At 40.4% G+C, this 19219-nt stretch carries 18 protein-coding genes; 8 read left to right on the top strand and 10 right to left on the bottom strand.

The genetic code is table 11. From position 1 onward, the window contains the following. Positions 1-20: 20 nt before the first annotated feature. The 5 genes from ABWV45_RS12345 to ABWV45_RS12365 form a co-directional block, all read right to left on the bottom strand. Positions 21-1316 (bottom strand): protein kinase, encoded by a 1296-nt coding sequence (locus tag ABWV45_RS12345; RefSeq protein WP_353352013.1) that lies wholly within the window; start codon positions 1314-1316, stop codon positions 21-23. A gap of 90 nt (positions 1317-1406) precedes the next feature. Then, positions 1407-2540: a hypothetical protein gene (locus ABWV45_RS12350; RefSeq protein WP_353352014.1), complete on the bottom strand. Its 1134-nt coding sequence runs from the start codon at positions 2538-2540 to the stop codon at positions 1407-1409. A 406-nt stretch (positions 2541-2946) separates the two neighbouring features. Then, complete coding sequence (gene guaA, locus ABWV45_RS12355) at positions 2947-4521, bottom strand: glutamine-hydrolyzing GMP synthase (RefSeq protein ID WP_353352015.1); 1575 nt, start codon at positions 4519-4521, stop codon at positions 2947-2949. Between the two features lie 263 nt (positions 4522-4784). Beyond that, complete coding sequence (guaB, locus tag ABWV45_RS12360; RefSeq protein ID WP_353352016.1) at positions 4785-6254, bottom strand: IMP dehydrogenase; 1470 nt, start codon at positions 6252-6254, stop codon at positions 4785-4787. Positions 6255-6361: 107 nt separating this feature from the next. After that, positions 6362-6664: an alpha/beta hydrolase family protein gene (locus tag ABWV45_RS12365; RefSeq protein WP_353352017.1), complete on the bottom strand. Its 303-nt coding sequence runs from the start codon at positions 6662-6664 to the stop codon at positions 6362-6364. A 124-nt stretch (positions 6665-6788) separates the two neighbouring features. Between ABWV45_RS12365 and xseA the strand changes: the two genes are divergently transcribed. From xseA to ABWV45_RS12400, 7 genes are all read left to right on the top strand, one after another. Next, the gene (gene xseA / locus ABWV45_RS12370) at positions 6789-8132 is read left to right on the top strand and encodes an exodeoxyribonuclease VII large subunit (RefSeq protein ID WP_353352018.1); all 1344 of its coding nucleotides are present in this window, start codon (positions 6789-6791) and stop codon (positions 8130-8132) included. A 2-nt stretch (positions 8133-8134) separates the two neighbouring features. Beyond that, positions 8135-8953, top strand: a complete 819-nt coding sequence (locus ABWV45_RS12375) for a peptidoglycan DD-metalloendopeptidase family protein (protein ID WP_353352019.1) — start codon at positions 8135-8137, stop codon at positions 8951-8953. Positions 8954-9016: 63 nt separating this feature from the next. Further along, entirely contained in the window at positions 9017-9586 is a 570-nt protein-coding gene (smrA, locus tag ABWV45_RS12380; protein ID WP_353352020.1) for a DNA endonuclease SmrA, read from the top strand. 2 nt (positions 9587-9588) lie between these two features. Then, positions 9589-9783, top strand: a complete 195-nt coding sequence (locus ABWV45_RS12385; protein ID WP_353352021.1) for a hypothetical protein — start codon at positions 9589-9591, stop codon at positions 9781-9783. A 64-nt stretch (positions 9784-9847) separates the two neighbouring features. Further along, the gene (locus tag ABWV45_RS12390) at positions 9848-10996 is read left to right on the top strand and encodes a methyl-accepting chemotaxis protein (protein WP_353352022.1); all 1149 of its coding nucleotides are present in this window, start codon (positions 9848-9850) and stop codon (positions 10994-10996) included. Positions 10997-11060: 64 nt separating this feature from the next. Continuing rightward, the gene (locus ABWV45_RS12395) at positions 11061-11378 is read left to right on the top strand and encodes a Rieske (2Fe-2S) protein (RefSeq protein WP_353352023.1); all 318 of its coding nucleotides are present in this window, start codon (positions 11061-11063) and stop codon (positions 11376-11378) included. A gap of 84 nt (positions 11379-11462) precedes the next feature. Beyond that, a complete protein-coding gene (locus ABWV45_RS12400; RefSeq protein ID WP_353352024.1) occupies positions 11463-12683 on the top strand; it encodes a DUF3530 family protein in 1221 nt (406 codons plus the stop codon). Here ABWV45_RS12400 and ABWV45_RS12405 read toward each other — a convergent pair. From ABWV45_RS12405 to ABWV45_RS12425, 5 genes are all read right to left on the bottom strand, one after another. After that, on the bottom strand, positions 12680-13372 hold the full coding sequence (locus ABWV45_RS12405; protein WP_353352025.1) for a hypothetical protein: 693 nt from the start codon (positions 13370-13372) through the stop codon (positions 12680-12682). The two genes, ABWV45_RS12400 and ABWV45_RS12405, sit on opposite strands and share 4 nt — an antisense overlap. A gap of 12 nt (positions 13373-13384) precedes the next feature. Beyond that, the gene (locus ABWV45_RS12410) at positions 13385-14995 is read right to left on the bottom strand and encodes an Aq_1262 family (lipo)protein (RefSeq protein WP_353352026.1); all 1611 of its coding nucleotides are present in this window, start codon (positions 14993-14995) and stop codon (positions 13385-13387) included. A gap of 81 nt (positions 14996-15076) precedes the next feature. Continuing rightward, entirely contained in the window at positions 15077-16957 is a 1881-nt protein-coding gene (locus ABWV45_RS12415; protein ID WP_353352027.1) for an alkaline phosphatase PhoX, read from the bottom strand. Positions 16958-17150: 193 nt separating this feature from the next. After that, positions 17151-17807, bottom strand: a complete 657-nt coding sequence (locus ABWV45_RS12420; protein ID WP_353352028.1) for a DsbA family oxidoreductase — start codon at positions 17805-17807, stop codon at positions 17151-17153. A 124-nt stretch (positions 17808-17931) separates the two neighbouring features. Further along, positions 17932-18399: a Spy/CpxP family protein refolding chaperone gene (locus ABWV45_RS12425; RefSeq protein WP_353352029.1), complete on the bottom strand. Its 468-nt coding sequence runs from the start codon at positions 18397-18399 to the stop codon at positions 17932-17934. 142 nt (positions 18400-18541) lie between these two features. Here ABWV45_RS12425 and ABWV45_RS12430 point away from each other — a divergent pair, with 142 nt between their 5' ends. Beyond that, a complete protein-coding gene (locus tag ABWV45_RS12430) occupies positions 18542-19219 on the top strand; it encodes a response regulator transcription factor (RefSeq protein WP_353352030.1) in 678 nt (225 codons plus the stop codon).

A 19219-nucleotide genomic window follows, 5' to 3' on the forward strand; every position in this document is an offset into this window, starting at 1 on the left:
ACATCCCTATTTCAAAACGGTCACATGGCTGCTAGCACTTCATTTAAATCCGCCAAATTTGGTCGCTGAGTCATTTCAGATGACATGCATAACGCTGTTGTGCTTGATAATGCATGATACAAATCATCTTGTTCGCATAGTGATAATAAGTCATCCATCAAGCAACCCAGTGCCCGTACTTCAACTGCCTGCATGCACTGGCGCTGCCCGTCATTTAATTTCGATAAATCCGTGGCCGCACCAAAATCTCCAAATAAGATATTAGCTTGTTTATCGATCATGATGTTATGGGCATATACATCACCATGGCTCACTTGATTTTCATGCATTTGTGAAAGTGTCGATACCATTTGCTTGGCAATGTTAAGTATCTCTGTTGAGGTAAATTCCGTTTTATCGGGAAACGTATCGCGGGTACAGGTTTCTAAACTAGGTGGTAAACCTAAGTTGCCGTAACCCTGCGGTATAAGCTCCATAACCAACCCCAGCTGATTCGGCTCTTCAACTTTGGATATGGCTTTGATCAAATTTGGGTGGTAACCCGTTTTTAAGCAGCAATGAACTTCATCTTTTGGGTAACCATCACTGGTCACATCCCCTTTAAACAACTTCACCGCCACCAGCTGATCTGCATCATGACAATGCCCTTGATGAATAATACCCGAAGCTCCCTCGCCAATTTGATGGTGCAAAGTTAACCTATCCATATTAGAGGCGGGAATATTGGTTACGGTACTAATAGGCTGAGATATCGGATTACCTGAAAACCCTAACCAACTTAATTTAGGTAACCGTAATAACCAATTTGGTATTTCGGATAATTGATTAGCAGACAACCTAACCAATTCTAACTCCGTACAACTCTGCATGCTTTTTGGTAAGGCTCGTAGCTGATTCCCTGCTAAGGCGAGTTTTTTTAGCTGTGTAAGTTCACCCATAGAATTGGGCAATGACTCAATTTTGTTTTCGGTTAAAATTAACCAGCGAGTGCTTTTAGGTAAGCAGTGCTCGTCAAGTTTTTTTAACCGATTAGTTTTAAAAGCGATCATCTCTAGGCTTTCACATTGAGACAGCACCTTAGGAATATGTTCGAAATGATTATTGGTTAAAAACAGAATACGCAGGTTTTTAAGGTCCGAAAAATTATCCGGCAGGTCTGTTAGCTGATTATTACCTAAATCTAGAATCTCAACGTCTGAGGCACGTTGGAAAATTTCCTGAGGGAATTCTGTTAAGTCATCACTTAACTTTATACGTTTATTGGAAAGGTAGTCATCCGATGCCAATTGATGTTCTATATTCGATAAGCTGAACACTCTATTCCTCTATTTTTTATCCAAAAAAATGCCTTATAAAGGCATTTTAAAATAGTAAGATCCTAACCCCTTTCCAAGAGTCATTGAAATTTAAGCTTCCACTGTTTCTTCTGAAGCTAGTTTTTCCGACCACTCTTCTACTTTTTGATTAATCACAGCACCATTAGGTCTCAACTCTTGAGCGGCTTTCATTAGTTCAAGCGCATCAGATAAATCCAGTTTGGCACCTTTCTCGATTTTCAAAGCTGTATCGCGTAGCACTTTAAAAGTATTTATACCATCCTTGACTTGATTTTCATTGACGTCTTCCTTCTTAGAAAATTTATTTTTTATACTCTCACCAAGAGCAACAAGCACTTCATTCGGTAATGATTTATCGGCATTTCTTCTAATTACAAGCTCTTTCTCATCACCAATATTTACTTTCTCATTTTCAGCTGTGAACTCATTTATCTTATTAATATATTCAGAGTTCTTCTTATTTAAAATTCTGAACGTTTTTTTAGAAATTTTGATTGATGATGATTCCAAGTCAGGGAATTTATTAACTAGAAAATCTGATATATATAAGGAGCTTGATTCTGGATCGAATATATTAAACAACCTTTGAATTTCATTTTCGGAATGAGTTAAGCTTCTATTAACTTTTTCAGCCTTTGGTAACACCAAATTTGAAACATCGATGTCTTTCCCTATCACATCACTAAAGAATTCAGCAGCAAGATCTTTTTCATGTAAAGAATAATTTTTCAGTACTAATTCAAAATTTAATTCTTTCGACTTTTCAATCCATTCGACAACTTTAGGATAAGGACCTACAGAGACTGTATTCAAATAAGTATCTATATCCTGTGTACCGCCACTCCTTTTAACTTCTTGCGCCCATCTAGAAATCGCATTATCTATAACATCTCTTGTATACATAATTACTTTTAATTTGTAATTCTTTGATAATGCCTCCAACAAATCCCCTTTTAGCATTTTTAAAAATAATGCTTCACCGCTAAATAAAACAGTATTTTGATCAGCTTTCTCAATCATCTCTATATCAAGAGACCCTTGATTACCCGAAGAAATTAGTCCTTTAGCTGCCTTACTCAAACTGCGATGATCAGGGTATAAAATTCCGGCATCGAGCAGATAAGAAGTGTTTAAGGCAAGAACAGACTGCAAATAAGAGCTTCCTGTTTTACCATGACCCACGTGTAAAATTACATTTTTCACTGTTTCTACTCCGAATATATTTGTTTTTAAAGACTATTGCCCATTGCTATTTTCCGACTTCAAGCCTTTAAATTGTTAACTAAGTCTCAAAATACATATTAAACAATACGATGATTCAAGCCAAGTTAAATATATAAGACCGCTAGACATAACTTTGCTTAGATGCGCACCGAATAACTAATCGAAAAAACTCGTAGTCATCTGATTTTAAAGAAGCTTATAGCATTAAAAACCAAAGACTTATCTCTTTCATGAATATCATTTTCATACAATTCGCACTTCAAAGAGAAAACATCAATAACAAGATAAAGCGAAAATCATTTATCTAAGAAGCGCTTCTGCTTTATAAGCGACGCGAAGATAAATGATCTTCAACAAAACATGATGAACTAGGCTGCTTTAAGCGTTATTCCCACTCAATCGTAGCCGGAGGCTTAGATGACACATCATAGGCCACACGGGAAATATGCTCGATTTCGTTAATAATGCGGTTTGATACTTTTTCTAGTAAATCATAAGGCAAGTGCGCCCAACGAGCCGTCATGAAGTCGATGGTTTCAACGGCACGTAAAGATACAACCCACTCGTAGCGACGTTGATCCCCTACCACACCGACTGATTTAACTGGCAAAAACACTACAAACGCCTGTGAGGTTTTGTGGTACCAATCAAAGTTGTGTAGTTCTTCAATGAAGATGGCATCCGCTTCACGCAGTACGTCAGCGTATTCTTTTTTCACTTCACCTAAAATGCGCACCCCTAAACCTGGGCCTGGGAACGGGTGACGGTAAACCATGTCGTAAGGTAAACCAAGCTCTAAGCCAATTTTACGTACTTCGTCTTTAAACAATTCACGCAATGGTTCAACTAAGTCCATTTTCATATCGTCTGGCAAACCGCCCACATTATGGTGAGATTTAATCACATGGGCTTTACCGGTTTTAGAGGCTGCTGATTCAATTACGTCTGGGTAAATGGTGCCTTGAGCTAGAAAGTCTACGTCTTTGATTTTTCCCGCTTCTTCATCAAATACTTCAATGAAGGTATTACCAATCACTTTACGCTTGGCTTCTGGGTCGGACACACCTGCCAGTTTGCCAAGGAATAAATCCGCACTGTCTGAGCGAATCACTTTTACACCCATATTTTTGGCAAACATATCCATAACCATGTCGCCTTCGTTTTTACGCAATAAGCCGTTATCAACGAACACACAGGTTAACTGGCTGCCAATAGCTTTATGTAAAAGTGCGGCTACCACTGATGAATCCACACCACCTGATAAACCCAACAGCACTTTTTTGTCGCCAACTTGTTCTTGTACGCGCTTGATTTGGTCTTCAATGATATTGGCTGGGGTCCACAAGCCTTCGCAACCAGCAATGTCTTTAATAAAGTGCTCTAACATACGACCACCCTGCAAGGTGTGCGTTACTTCTGGGTGGAACTGTACACCAAAGAAATTTTTCTCACGGTGGTACATGCCAGCAATTGGACAAGACGGCGTAGACGCCATTAACTCAAACCCTTCTGGCATGGTGGAGACTTTATCGCCGTGGCTCATCCAAACGTCCAGCAACTTATCGCCTTTATCATTTACATGGTCGGCAATGTCTTTAAATAATGCGCTGTTACCTTCTGCTTTAATTTGAGCATAGCCAAATTCACGAACGTCAGAACCTTCCACTTTACCGCCTAGTTGTTCTGACATGGTTTGCATACCATAACAAATACCTAAAATTGGCAGGCCCAGATCAAACACTTCTTGCGCGGCGCGAGGGCTGTTTTCTTCATGCACGGACTCTGGGCCACCGGCTAAAATAATCGCTTTAGGGGCAAACTCTTTGATTTCTTCAAAGCTCATGTCCCAAGCACGAATCTCAGAGAACACGCCTAATTCACGTACGCGACGTGCAATCAACTGAGTGTATTGGGAGCCGAAGTCGAGAATTAGAATCTTCTGTGAATGGATGTCCGCCATGAAAACCTCATATCTTTAAAACTAAAAAACCTGTTGCAATAACAACAGGTTGAAATTCTATGTTGGGTTACGCCTGCGGCTAACCCAACCTACAAATACTTTTACTGCCTCACAATCAATGATGGGAGGCTCTGCTGACAAAGGTCTAACGAGGCACCTGTGACCTTTAGGTTAAAAATAAATTGAGTAGAGGCGTTTATTAGTTATAAATAACGATACCCAATTTATTTTTAACAAAGTTAGAACGAGCCCAGTAAGCCGCCTTAACCTAAACGGTAGTTGGGGGCTTCTTTGGTAATTTGAACGTCATGCACATGACTTTCTTTCATACCCGCTGATGAGATTTTCACAAACTCAGGCTTGGTACGCATATCGTCAATAGTGGCACAACCAGTGTAACCCATTGCACTACGCAAACCGCCCATCATTTGATGCACAACATTACTCATTGGGCCTTTAACGGCGATACGACCTTCAATACCTTCAGGGACAAGTTTGTCGTTACCCGCTTTTGAATCTTGGAAATAGCGATCCGCACTGCCTTGGCTTTGACCCATGGCACCTAACGAGCCCATTCCACGGTATGATTTATACGCACGACCTTGGAATAATTCCACTTCGCCCGGTGCTTCATCAGTACCCGCTAATAAAGAGCCCGCCATAATCACATACGCGCCAGCCACAACCGCTTTGGCCATATCACCAGAGAAGCGAATACCACCGTCGGCAATTAATGGGATGCCAGTACCTTCGAGTGCGGCGGCCACATCCGCTACGGCGCTTATTTGTGGGACGCCCACACCAGCAACAATACGTGTTGTACAAATAGAACCCGGACCAATACCAACTTTCACGCCATCTGCGCCAGCGTCTGCTAATGCTTTTGCCGCCGCGCCAGTTGCTATGTTGCCACCGATCACTTGTAATTCAGGGAAGGTTTCTTTTGCCCAACGAACGCGCTCAATTACACCTTTTGAGTGACCATGAGCGGTATCCACAATGACTACGTCCACACCGGCATTCACAAGGGCTGTAATACGGTCAGGGGTTTCAGGGCCTGTACCAACGGCCGCACCTACACGTAAACGACCTTGCTCGTCTTTAGCAGCATTAGGGTAAGCCGTGGCTTTATCGATGTCTTTAACCGTCATTAAACCCACTAGCTCAAAGCTATCGTTAACAACCAGTACTTTTTCAATACGGTATTTGTGCAATAAGCCTTGCACAACTTCATTGCTTTCACCTTCTGTTACGGTGATCAGTTTATCTTTAGGTGTCATTACCGCAGACACTTTCGCGTCTAGGTTGGTTTCAAAGCGCACATCACGGCCGGTTACGATACCCACAAGTTCAGCACCATCCACCACAGGTACACCTGAAATATTGTTTTGACGGGTAATTTCAATCAGCTCACGAATCGTGGTATTGCTTGGAACAGTAATAGGGTCTTTCACCACGCCACTTTCGTATTTTTTAACTTTACGAACTTCAGCCGCTTGCTGCTCAATGGTCATATTTTTATGGATGATACCCAAACCCCCTTCTTGAGCCATAGCAATGGCCAAACGAGACTCGGTTACCGTATCCATCGCCGCTGAAACGAGGGGAATATTAAGCTCAATATCACGGGTTAACTTGGTTTTTAGATTCACTTGGTTAGGCAGTACTTCGCTGTAACCGGGAACTAAAAGAAGATCGTCGAACGTCAATGCGTCTTGGGCAATTCGCAACATGATGGGACCGCCATACCTGAATAAGAATGGCGCGTAATTCTACCTTAAATGGTGCATAGGCGAAAACAAAATTTACTTAAGTTTGTATGAATTTTAAGCCTATTACCCTATTCCTTTGATTTTACTGGTCCAAAGGGTAGGTTTTCGATGAATTCTAGGGTTGTTTGTCTATATTGCGCAAAAGCAAACGTAGCAATATGGGCACCATGAGTGCTCACCCAAGTTTTAGGCTCGCGGGCTTGATCATATAAATCCCGACCTCTACCAAAGGGAACTGTCTGATCATCAGGGCTATGAAGCATAAGCAGTGGCTTAGGGCCTATGTGATTGATCCAATGTATTGGATCATATTCATCAGTGATGATGTAACTAGCAATACTTGCCTCAGCACCAGCGATGAACTTTTTCATGTATGATTCCTTATTCACTGGAATACAAAGAAAATAGTTGAATCAAGCATTGCCCCCAGCATAGCCAGTAACCCTAGGTTTTTGTCTAGTGTTTTTTAAATTTGATTCACTTAATTAGGTGGTTATGAGTAACTTCGCACAAAAAAATAACATCCTGAGTGTTAGCCAGCTAAATCGACAAAGCAAAGAGCTGCTAGAAACCTACTTGCACAAAGTAAAAGTTACAGGGGAAATTTCCAACCTAGCTCGCCCCAGCAGTGGCCATTGGTACTTCACGCTTAAAGACCAGCGAGCTCAAATTCGCTGTGCCATGTTTAAAAGCCGCACCCAGTATTTGAAGTTTGTTCCCAAAGAAGGGGATCAAGTAGTGGTAACGGCCTCTGTCAGTTTGTATGAAGCCCGCGGCGACTACCAGTTGATTGTCGATGCCATGCAAAGTGCTGGCGAAGGGGCGTTACAACTGGCATTTGAAGAGCTCAAGCAGCGATTGTTTCAAGAAGGTTTATTCAATGCACAGCACAAGCAATCATTACCACCTCACCCAAAACATTTAGGCATAGTCACCAGCCCAACAGGGGCCGCGGTGAAAGACATTATTTCTGTTTTAAAGCGTCGATTCCCTAACTTACCTATTTCTATCTACCCGACTCAAGTACAAGGCCAACAAGCGGCCTCACAAATTGCACAAGCCATCGAGCGAGCTAATCGCGACAACGTGTGTGATGTTCTGATTGTAGGCCGAGGAGGCGGCAGCTTAGAAGATCTATGGCCGTTTAACGAAGAGGTAGTCGCAAGGGCAATTTATCATAGCCGCATTCCCACTATTAGTGCCGTAGGTCACGAGGTGGACACCTCCATTAGCGATTATGTAGCAGACCTTCGCGCCCCCACACCATCCGCTGCAGCTGAATTAGTCAGCCCTGATCGCTTTGAATGGCTTGGACGCTTTGAACAACTGGAGCGCTCGCTGATACGTATTTTACAAAATCGCATTAACCAGCAGCGCTTCCATCTAGTGCAATTAGTCAAACGACTACGTCATCCGAAAGAAAAGCTTAACGAGAATATGCAGCGCTTGGATATGGCAGAAATGCGTTTAAAAAATGCCGTTCAAACTAAATTAAGCCATGAAAAACAACGGCTTCAGGAGTATGGCCATAGCCTGTCACAATTCAAACCTGATAAGCAACTGGCTCTATTACAGCAACACAATAGCCAACTAAATATGCGCTTAACTAAAGCGATCAGAGATAACTTAAGCCGCTTACAGCATCGGTTAGCCAGTCAAGCAGAAGTCTTGAATGTAGTCAGCCCATTGAGTACTCTCAATCGTGGTTATGCCATTAACACCACCGAACTAGGGCAAGTGATCCACTCCCATAGCCAAGTAAAAAAAGGTGATACTTTAATTGCACAATTACACGATGGTAAATTGAACTGCACAGTAAACGAGGTTTTCGATAAATAAACATGCAACTTATTTTCAAGCGTCTAAGCACTCTATTTACAGTCTTACTGTGCAGTACCTTACTCATAAGCAATACCCACAGCTTGCCACAATCGAGCTTGGTTCCGGGAGGCATTGCCGTGATACCGCTGCAAGACGCAAAAGAGACCCAGCCCCAAGCCTTTTATAATAAAAAACCCATTGCCGTTATTCAGCACAATCAAACATGGTTTGCAGTAGCCGGACTCAAACTTTCCACCAAGACAGGTGAGCACTTTATTGTCAGTCAGGGCAAGCGATATCCTTTTACAGTTACCGATAAACAATATGAAGAGCAGCACATCACCCTTAAAACCCGCAAACACATTGACCTTTCAGAGGCCGATTTAAAACGTCATCGCGGAGAAAAGAAGCGCGCTCAAGCAGTATTTAAGGTATTTGAAAACACACCTATGGATTTAAGCTTCATCAAACCCGTTGATGGCCCCTATTCCAGTCCATTTGGCTTAAAGCGCTTTTTTAATGGCGAGCCTCGCAATCCTCACAGCGGCCTAGATATCGCGGCCCCCACTGGCACCCCGATTTTATCGCCTTCACGCGGTAAGGTAGTGCTAACTGGAGACTTCTTTTTCAATGGTAATGCGGTCTATGTGGATCACGGCCAAGGCTTAATCAGCATGTTTTGTCACTTAAGTGAAATTGAGGTAGAAATAGGCGATACACTCAAAAAAGGACAGCCAATTGGTAAAGTTGGGGCCACAGGACGTGTAACAGGGCCTCATTTACATTGGTCGGTAAGTTTAAACAATGCCCGTATAGACCCAATGTTATTGCTTCCTTAGGTCATCCTAAATGCCCAAAGTTGCGTATAATACTCAGGAATTAACCATATAAGGGGGCTAACAATGGACGATTTCTCAGAATTTAAAGCCGCCATTGGGGACGTTACCCCGCTAAAGGTGGAGCCTAAAGTCATTCTTAAGAAGTCTCAAAAGGACTCATTAACTCTGGCCCAGCGCCGTCAGGCTGCGATTACAGATAATCAAGATGACACAAATCATCTCAGTGACAGCTATGTGGATATGGTGCAGCCATATGACATTATCGAGTATAAAAATTCAGGGGTTCAAGAAGGGGTTTATCGCAAGTTCCGATTAGGTAAATACCAGCTGGATGCCCGCTTAGACCTACATAGACGTACTGTAGATCAAGCCCGCACTGAGGTATTTCGCTTCATAGAAGACGCCATGAAATACGATCTGCGTAATGTGATTATCCTGCATGGTAAGGGTGAAAAAGAAGCGGTTCCTGCCCTTTTGAAAAGCTGGACCAATAAATGGCTCAGAGAATTTGAAGACGTCATTGCCTTTCACAGCGCCCAACCTCAGCACGGTGGTACAGGAGCGGTTTATGTGATGCTGCGTAAGAGTGAACGTAAAAAGCAAGAAACCCGCGAAAAGCACCGGATCAAATAACCATGAGTAAAAAACCAGGAACTGCCGCAGCCATGCCAGTTACAGGCACAGGTTGCGGAGTGCGTCCAAGTAAAGAAGCCATGGAGATCTCATTCTCTGTGGACTTCTCTAAAGCTAAACAGTTTTTAGATGACACAGCTAGTGATGATCAAAAAACTCAAGAAAAACAACCTAGTAGCGTAACAAGCGAAAAATAGAATGCACTTGTCATAACCCCTTCCTAGGCTAAAGTTAATAGAGAACTAATTATTTGGTAATCTCATGGCTTGGTTTTCAACTCAACAACAACCCCAGCAAGATGCTGAGATTAAGGCGCTGACACAACAAATAGAGTCCCTTAAAGTTCAGCTAGAAAATGCTGAGTTGAGTAAAGTCGCTGCTGATGAGCTAAAAAATCACATTGGTGATATGGCCAGCGAGCAAGACGATTTAAACGCTCTTTTATTTAAAAGTATCCACAGTGTTAATGATATTCACAACCTAGTTAGTCAAAATGCCGAGTCATTAGGTGCTGAACGTACCCGCCTTAAAGACAGTGAAGCTACTTTTGATCAAATAACCGTCATATTGCAACAAGTTGGAAAAAATCTTTCCGACATAAACCAAAGAGCATCAGCAACTAGCTCCAATATGGCAAATCTGAATCAATCAGCACAAAAAATTAATGCATGCGTAAACCAAATTGAAGGTATTAGTGATCAAACTAATTTACTTGCGTTAAACGCCGCCATTGAAGCCGCCCGCGCAGGAGAGCAAGGCCGAGGTTTTGCCGTTGTCGCCGATGAGGTACGTACCCTAGCGGGACAAACCAGCTCCACAACACAAGAAATCAGCGGAATCATTCAAACCACCACTGGGTATATCAAGCAAGTAGATCAAGGTATTGATACCATTAAAAAAGGCACTACAGACTTGCAAGATACCACCTCTACTATTGAGTCTTCGGTAAAGTTAATTACCGACCTTAGTAAAGACATGAATAACATCATTAACCGCAGTACCAATGAAAGCTACATACAAGTAGCTATGTTAAGTTTGCTGTCTTTTAAATCCCGAGTATATGAGTTTATTGCCACTGAAAGTCCCGACGATGAAAAAATTCTAATGGTTAGGGACCATAGTGGCGGACGTTTTGGTCGCTGGTATTACGATGGTTTAGGTAAAAGTACTTTTAGCCATTTACAAAACTATCAAAATATAGAAAAACATTTAATTAATTTACATAAAAACGCATACGACGCTTTATATTCAGCCTCTAAAGGGTCTTCAAAAGATAAGCTAGCCAGCTTAAGTAAAATGGAACAAGAAAGCATTACATTGATTAAATACCTAGAAAATCTCAACGATGAACTACAACTCATGTCACCCCAAACCAAAGATAATCAGGATGAAGGGGATGTTCTTTTTTAGTTTATATGAACCGAATAGCTTAACCTGATAAGATTAACCCTCCCTGACCATATAAAAAATTATTATGCCCGTCCTTTGCCACCTTAATGACATTTCAGACAATCACAGCAAAGGTTTTACCATAAACCAACAATTGATCTTTGCTGTAAAAAAATACGGTAAAATTCACATCTATAAAAACAGCTGCCCCCATTTGGGCATACAATTAGAAATGGTGCCCGATCAATTTTTAGATAGTAGTGATAGCCTCATTATGTGTTCCATGCATGGGGCGTTATTTCGTATTGAAGATGGATATTGCATCAGTGGCCCTTGCTTAGATCAAGCTCTTCAAAGCATCCCGTTCACAATTGAAAACGATCAAATCATAGTCGACTTGTAACCAACTACTTGGGCTAAGCCTATTAATCCTATCTGGCACAGCTCTTGTATTACCTAATTAAACAGAGCCACTGATTATATTTCCATGTTCAAACTTCTTATGATGGTAATGGGTTTAACCCATGCAATATTACTTTTTGCCGCCGACGAGGCCGAAACGCCCTCGCCAGACTCTCAAGATGCAGTAGTAAATACTCCAGAACCCGCTAAGGAAATTTCTCCCCCTAAAGAATACGTCACGCCAGATAAAGCAAAGGAAAGAAATCAGGACGTTATTCGTTACTTGAAGAGCTTTCAACGTGAGAATGAGCTTATCGAAATTGTCGGTAAAAACGGCAATATGAGCGGCCTATATTTACCGGAAAATACCGGAATGCCGCAAGGTGGGGTGTTGATTCTTCATGATATTGAGCAGCACGCCCATTGGCCTAATACCGTCACACCTATCAGAGAGTATTTACCTGATTATGGATGGAATACCTTGAGCATATTTTATAACAGTTATATCAAAAAGCCGCTTCCCAAAATTGAGCCATTACAACTTGCTGAATCACAGGCCGACCAAGTAACCACTGATGCAAATACACTAGATCCCAATGCAGAAAACCAACAAGCAGAAAACCAACAATCAGAAAACACAGCAGAGCCTAACCCTACAGATAGCAATGAACTAACAGACAACTTAAACAATAATGAAGTATCAAACACCAGCGAAAATCCGAATACACCTAATGAATTAGCGGACCCATTAGATGCAGTAGCTGAAAACATCAATGACGTACCGGATTTTGTACCGCCCATTCCTCAATCAGTACTAAAACAACCAGTAATACCAACAGAAGATATTTTTATAGAAAATATGATTCAACGCACAGAAGATGGTTTAAATTCACTTAATACCATGGGGCAATTTAATACCGCTATAATAGCTAATGGTTTAAGTGCTAATTGGGCCGCTAAAATGTTACAAGCAAGATTAAATGGAAATAAAATCGGTTACGCTTTAATTTTAATTGACGCCAAAGAAAGCCAATACCCAGAAATAGACTTAAATGAAACTCTCGCTGAACTTGATATTCCCATGCTGGATATTATTACCCAAGACTCGCCAGAACAATTACGATTAAGCAAAGCACGTAAAGGTTCTATTAAGCGAAAGCAAAATAAGAAGTATCAACAAATTTATTTACCTGCTGTTAAATACAATCTAAATAATACCGACAATATGATTTCTAGGCGCATTCGAGGTTGGCTTCTAACCAATGCAGCAGGTGAAGAAGTGCCGGTAAAAGTCAGAAACTATTAAGCTCTTATAGCTTGATTATATTCCGTTTTATTAAGTTTCATTAGTATATAAATAAGCAATGCACTTAATAAAAAGACATATTCTTCATTCCAAGAAATCGAAAGTGTATAGCGGAAAAAAGCCAACAAACCAAAATAACCGATCACGCTGAACTGCAACCATGTAATCCAGTGGATATATTTTGTATTCTCTAACGATACAACCGAAACTTTATTAGCAAGGATACAGCTCAAAATACATAGTCCACTGACTAGCATTCCAACCCATAGAAAGGATAACCAAATCATTAACGTAGACCAATCTACCACCTGTGCAGACTTTGCAGGGCCAGACCACAACGCATCCCAACTTACTGCCATAATCAAGCCAAATGTTAACCAACCCTGTGACTGCTCCGAGTCCTCCGAATTCTGAGTTAACTCATTAAAAATAAAATGAGCAACCAAGATAAACGCCATAATACCAATTATTGGTGTTATCAAAGGGAATACTTGAAGGCCAAAATACGTCAACAAATAGCCAAGCATAGGAAATAAAGTATGGGTAGCCGATACACCAACTACCCAAAATACTTTTTGCTTTTTACTGCTAAGTTGCGCTGAGCGTATAAATATTGCCAAAGCCGCATCAAGACCTATGCCTAATGCCATTACTGTACTGGCAAGAAAAAACACATAAATATCACTCATCGCTATTTACACTCATTGGTCCCAATCTAGTCTAATATCCCAAGCATATCGATGCTCTTTCTGTAGTGGCGACACATCAGCATCCACTTCTTTAAAGATATTCGTACTTTTAGAAAGCATAGGTTCACGACCAAAAATATAACTTTGCTCCTCAACAATGGTTTTATAGGCTTTATTTAAGTCCAATGCACGCTGCTTTGATGGGGTTATTAGTTCATAAATTGACGAAATTGCTTCAATTTTTTCATGATGAATAGAGCCATCTTTTTTAAACCATTTATCTAACATTTCTGAATTCTGTCTAAATTCATCCCCCCCACTTACTCGTGACATATAAGTCTGATACTCACCCATGCTCTCTCCCTTATTAGGAGCATCATTAAGTACTTTCAGGTCTATATACCCCCACCCTTTGGCACCTGTTAATTTTCTAGGAAATGAAAAAGTATGATCAATGGTCGTACCAATGGTTTTATGGCAACCCGCACAAAAAAACTGCTCTTCTTTGTTTTGTTGACGTAAGTCTCCTTTTTCATCTTCAATGAATCCCCAAATCATCCAACCAAAACCATTGGCAATACCTCTATCTTGAAAATCAGATACCCTAGGTAGGTTTTCGAAATGTTTTTCTTTAGACTCTTTATAGTAAGTTTGTCGAATACGACTCAGTGGGTATAGAGTATGTTTTTTCATGTAGCGTAATTCTTTCATTCTCGGCGCGACACTAATATCTCCTGAATCATTCACACCTAAATAGCGAACACTGTGAATAAATTCCGTACCTTTCGGGTACAACATATGACCTAAAGATATGGTATTTGCATCACCCACATAAAATGGTCGGCGAACTACATTTGTTACTTTTTCTTCTAATACACCGTTAAGGTCTATATCAATATTCAATTCCACTTCGTTAATGGGGTTTGTTGTCGTGTGCGGTAAGTCTAGTATTGATATTTCGAGCAATGCAAGATTGATAAAGTACACATCTATGTTCGTTTCAGAACTGATTTGATAGAACGCTTTTGGCAAACGTATTGCGACATCATCTGTTGATCCATTGGTAGGCCAAAACGTACTAGGCATTGGTTTATAATTAAATGCCACCCACATAGAACCATCTTTTGCTAAGCCATTTTCTCCAAATGCTTGAGCACCATATTCATAATCTTTAATTTCAGGAACGACACCACTCCATTCATCCGTTTTCATCCATGTAATAAGATCTGAGTAATTATTTTGATTAATATACGTTAAGATTTCGTGATCACTGATATTTTTTATCTTTTCACTTCTGTCAATAAATAGATTTTTCCAACTATTTGTTAAACCTACATCAGAAAAATCATAACTACCTTGTAAGCCTCCATCATTCATTAAATTTGATCTATCTTGTTCTTTATATGATTGGTGACAAACATAACAAGGATTATGTTTCCCCTCTGTTTTGGTGTAACACTGGGGAGGAATGACCGCTTCTGGGTTATATATCTCTCCATGTTTTTCATATTCCAAAGCAGCTATTTCATTTGCTTGAACTGACGTAAACACTTCAAGAGACGGTGCTTCATTACTGCAAGCTACTTGTAATAAAAGTAGTCCAATTAAACTCAAACGTTTCATCTTCTACACCTTGATAAATATTATAAGAGAGGCAGCCTAAGCCACCCCTCTTACATTTTTATGACTAATTCAAACTATCAATTAATCATTTACTTTTGGGTTGTAGATCCAAAGTGTATTGTTTTCTTGGAAGCCATCTTCACCGATAATAATACGACCATCATCCATAACGATGACGTTATCAGGCTGAGAAAGAGCGTTTACATCACAACGTTCCGCACCAGTTAAACTAGAACGATAAGTCGACCCCATAACAACGGGTTCGATGCGTGCTACGTCATATCCTGCAAGCAATGGCATACGGTATACGCCGCCACAATCTTTCACACGAGCTGAAAGTTGGATATCACCCTCATCGTCAATCATTCCTTTATCCATATCAGCAATAGCAAAATATACGAATGCTTGGTCAACATCTTCACCAGATACTAAATCAGTACCTTCAACCGCTTCTTCTGCACGTTTTTGGTTAACGTAAATGCCCTCAAATTTACGCCACTCGGCTGTCGCGCCTTTAGCACGAGCAGCTTTACGAGACTCAAGGAAAGCTATTCTGTTATCCATTGCTTGCTCAGCAGTCACTTTACCACCACCGTTTGCCACTGTTGGATAATTCGCGGCTCCATCTGCCCAAGCTTGTGCGTCAGCATCCGTTAGATATGAAGTATCCCCACCATCGTGATATTCAATTGCATCGTACTGAGCAATCCAAGTTTCTATTTCAGCATCAGAACCATGGGCCAGTTCAATCCATGTAATATCAAACCCTGTAGTTTGTGGCTCTGTACTACCGGTATCTTGAGTTAATTTTGCGCCATACAATGTACCTGCACTTAAGTCTTCTGCCACATCCGCAACAAACTTAAACATCACACCGTTTGTATTATCCTGTGAAAGATATACGGTTTTACGGTCAGGCATAACAATTGAGTTTTCGTGTTCAAATCGACCCATTGCATAACGCTTAACTGGGGTAGGGTTTGCAGAGATAGCATCTTCGATTTCAACAATATAGTGAAGACGATATGTATTTGGCACGACGTTAGGAGATGAATTGGTTGGGTCCATATATGCTTTTAATGCATCACGGTTACCATAAGAATCGTCAGCACTTAAGTCATCCCAAAGGTGAGTTGAATCGCCAAAGTTGCCCCACTCTTCTGAAGTAAGTGGTGTACCCCAAGGTGAAACAGAGCCAAAGCAGTTTGCTATTGTTCCCCAATCACCAAAGTCCAACATCATTACATCAGAGTTATCAACAACCCAACCTGCATTGGTTTTGTTAACTTTTAAACGACTCATACCCCCAGGAATTGATTCCCAGTTTGTGAATAAGTAACCTTCATTTTCCGCAGTTTCCACAAACCCATTAAAATCAGGATCATCAATGGTAACCACTTCAGCGGTTCCGTTTTTATCGTAAACCACACCTAGTCCATTTGGTAAGCCACCACTGAACGTGTCTCCGGTTTGTGCAATAACTTGATACTCACCATATGCTGATACAACCGTTTGGCGCTCTTTTGTACTCTGAGGCACAGGCGATGAAATTAAGTTTTTAGGTAAATTATTTATATTCACCCCTTTTAGTACACCTACAGTACCTTTGTTAAAAACTTTATCGTCTTTGTCTGTTTCTAAGTTAGCATCTGACGGATGCTGAACATTAAAAAATAAATCACCTTGCTGCGTTAAAAATGCACCGGTCACCTCGGCGCCAGCGGGTACAGTTGCAAGACGTGTCAGTCCTGCCGTCATTAGACCTGCATCTGCTCCATTTGAGCCGTTACTTCCGTCAGTGCCATTTAGGCCATCAATACCATCTGTTCCATTTAGTCCGTTTGTACCATCAACGCCATTACGGCCAGAGATACCCTCATCACCGTCTGAACCACATGCCGTTAACATGCCAAGTGTTGCCAGCATAATTGCACTGGCTAAAGGTTTTTTTATATTACCCATCATCATGCCCTTCTAATTCTGAATTTAGGAATCATTTCCTGGTGGGTAAACTAAAGATGAAAAATGACAGAGAGATAAATAAAATGTGAAAGGTTTACTTCTTTTTTATGAATAAAATATAGACAAAATATGAATGTGGACTTAGGCCTAGAGGCTTGAAATTAGCCTCTGAATATGAATATAAAGAATTTAATTAACACCAACTGGCTTCAAATTGCGGCTGTTTTAGCATTTCCTCTATATTGGCATTAAGTACTCGATACCCAACATTGCCATACAAAGTCTGACGACCGCCATCAATTACATAAGATGGGCTTCCTTTTATGCCTTTTTGTCCGGCCATTTGATAATTGCTCATTAAGCTTGCCATTGCTAAGCCATTTACAATTTTTTCGTCTATTTTTTGAGGATCTAAACAATGGGATTTTGCTAATTCAGAAAGTACATTCAAATCAGAAATATCTTTTGCTTGTTCAAAAAAATACTTACGCACGAGCAGAGAAAAATTAATTGCTTCATTTGAATCATAACTAAGCTCAACGGCTTTTATATATAAATGAGAATTAGCTGATGTCGTAGGTTTTGTTTTAGTCCATACATCAGGGTGAATAACGGCATCATATTGAGAAGCACTTTCTTTTACATGATTTGCAAAACCTGAATATCCTCCCTTTTCATGCCACGAAGTACTCATTTTATTGGGCACGTCACCAAATATATCAACATAGTGATAATTAAATTCAATTGAGTTTCCAAATGTATTTTTTAGTTCCTCTATGCGTCTTTGTGCAATCCATGCCCAAACACAAAGCACGTCAGAATAATATTGGATAGCAAGAGGTTCTTTCATAGTTAAGACTCTTATGAGGTTCTAAACGGATAGATTAAAACAAGCGATATTAAATGACAATTATAAAAAAACCTGATCAATCCAATGGATCAATCAGGTTTTTAATTAAATGTTTTTACTAAAATTAGTGAGAATGATTTTTAGGCTTATGGCCACCCTTTTCATGGCGTTTACCATGTTTACCCTTCCCTTTATGGTTTGATTTTTTCTCTAACATAGCTTGATAAAGAATTTTTTGACGATCATCTAAAATCTGGTAAATCTCATTTTGAGTTTTTAGACGTTTGATCATTTTTTCTTTATGTAATTTTGATGACTCTTCAGCAATTTCTTTCGCTTTTGAGTCAGAGTAATTTGCAAGTAACTCACGTTTCTTTTTCTTAAGGGCCTTGAATTTTTCTTTGTTTTCAGCCCTATTATCCATTTGGCTTTGTTTAATGCTTTCAACCTTCTTCTGCTGGGCAGGGGTTAAATCAAGTTCTTTGACAAAACGTTTACCCATTTTGCCTTCAAATGCATTCGCATTCATGCCAAATATCAATAATAATGATAATACGCTTAGAAGTTGAATAACCGGTTGTTTAATTTTCATTAAGTATTCCTCTTGATTGATTTAAGCAACTACCTAAAGATTCTACTCGAGAATAGGTCAAGTTGGGATAAGAAAGCGTAAAGTAGGGTAAAGCCCAGACTACTTGCTTGATATAAGTCCATATGCAGATAAAAATGTCACCATGAATACTATATTACTAATTGACGACGACCATGACCTATCTGAGCTTTTGTGTGAGTACCTCACAGCTGAAAACTTCCAGATAGAAGCAGCATACACCGGAAACCAAGGCTTAGAAATGGCTAAAAATGGTCAATATGAGCTCATTATTCTGGATGTAATGCTACCTAATATGAATGGTGTTGAGGTGCTAAAACAAATGCGCCAATCCAACATCATGACGCCTGTTTTAATGCTAACCGCCAAAGGTGATGATGTTGACCGCATTCTTGGTTTAGAGTTAGGTGCTGATGATTATGTCCCTAAGCCGTGCAACCCTAGAGAGCTACTCGCACGAATTAACGCGATTTTACGGCGCTCACTTAATACCCAAACCACCTCACCTCAATCCAGTCATTTCAGTGTGGATACTCGTCGACTTGAGGCCAAATATAAAGGCCAAATCCTTAAATTAACGGGCGCAGAATTTAAGACCCTTGAGTCATTACATAGCCGATTTGGAGAAATTGTGACAAAGGAAACCCTATGTGAAGAGGCATTAGGTAGGGCTTTAACTCGATATGACCGAAGTATTGATGTACATGTTAGTAACTTGCGCAAAAAACTAATCGAAGCAGGGGCCCAAAGTGACGTTATCATTAATCAACGAGGAGCAGGTTACCTGCTCAAGCCTGAATAA

The organism is Oceaniserpentilla sp. 4NH20-0058 (genome assembly GCF_040371755.1).
Taxonomy (GTDB): Bacteria; Pseudomonadota; Gammaproteobacteria; order Pseudomonadales; family Oceanobacteraceae; genus Bermanella.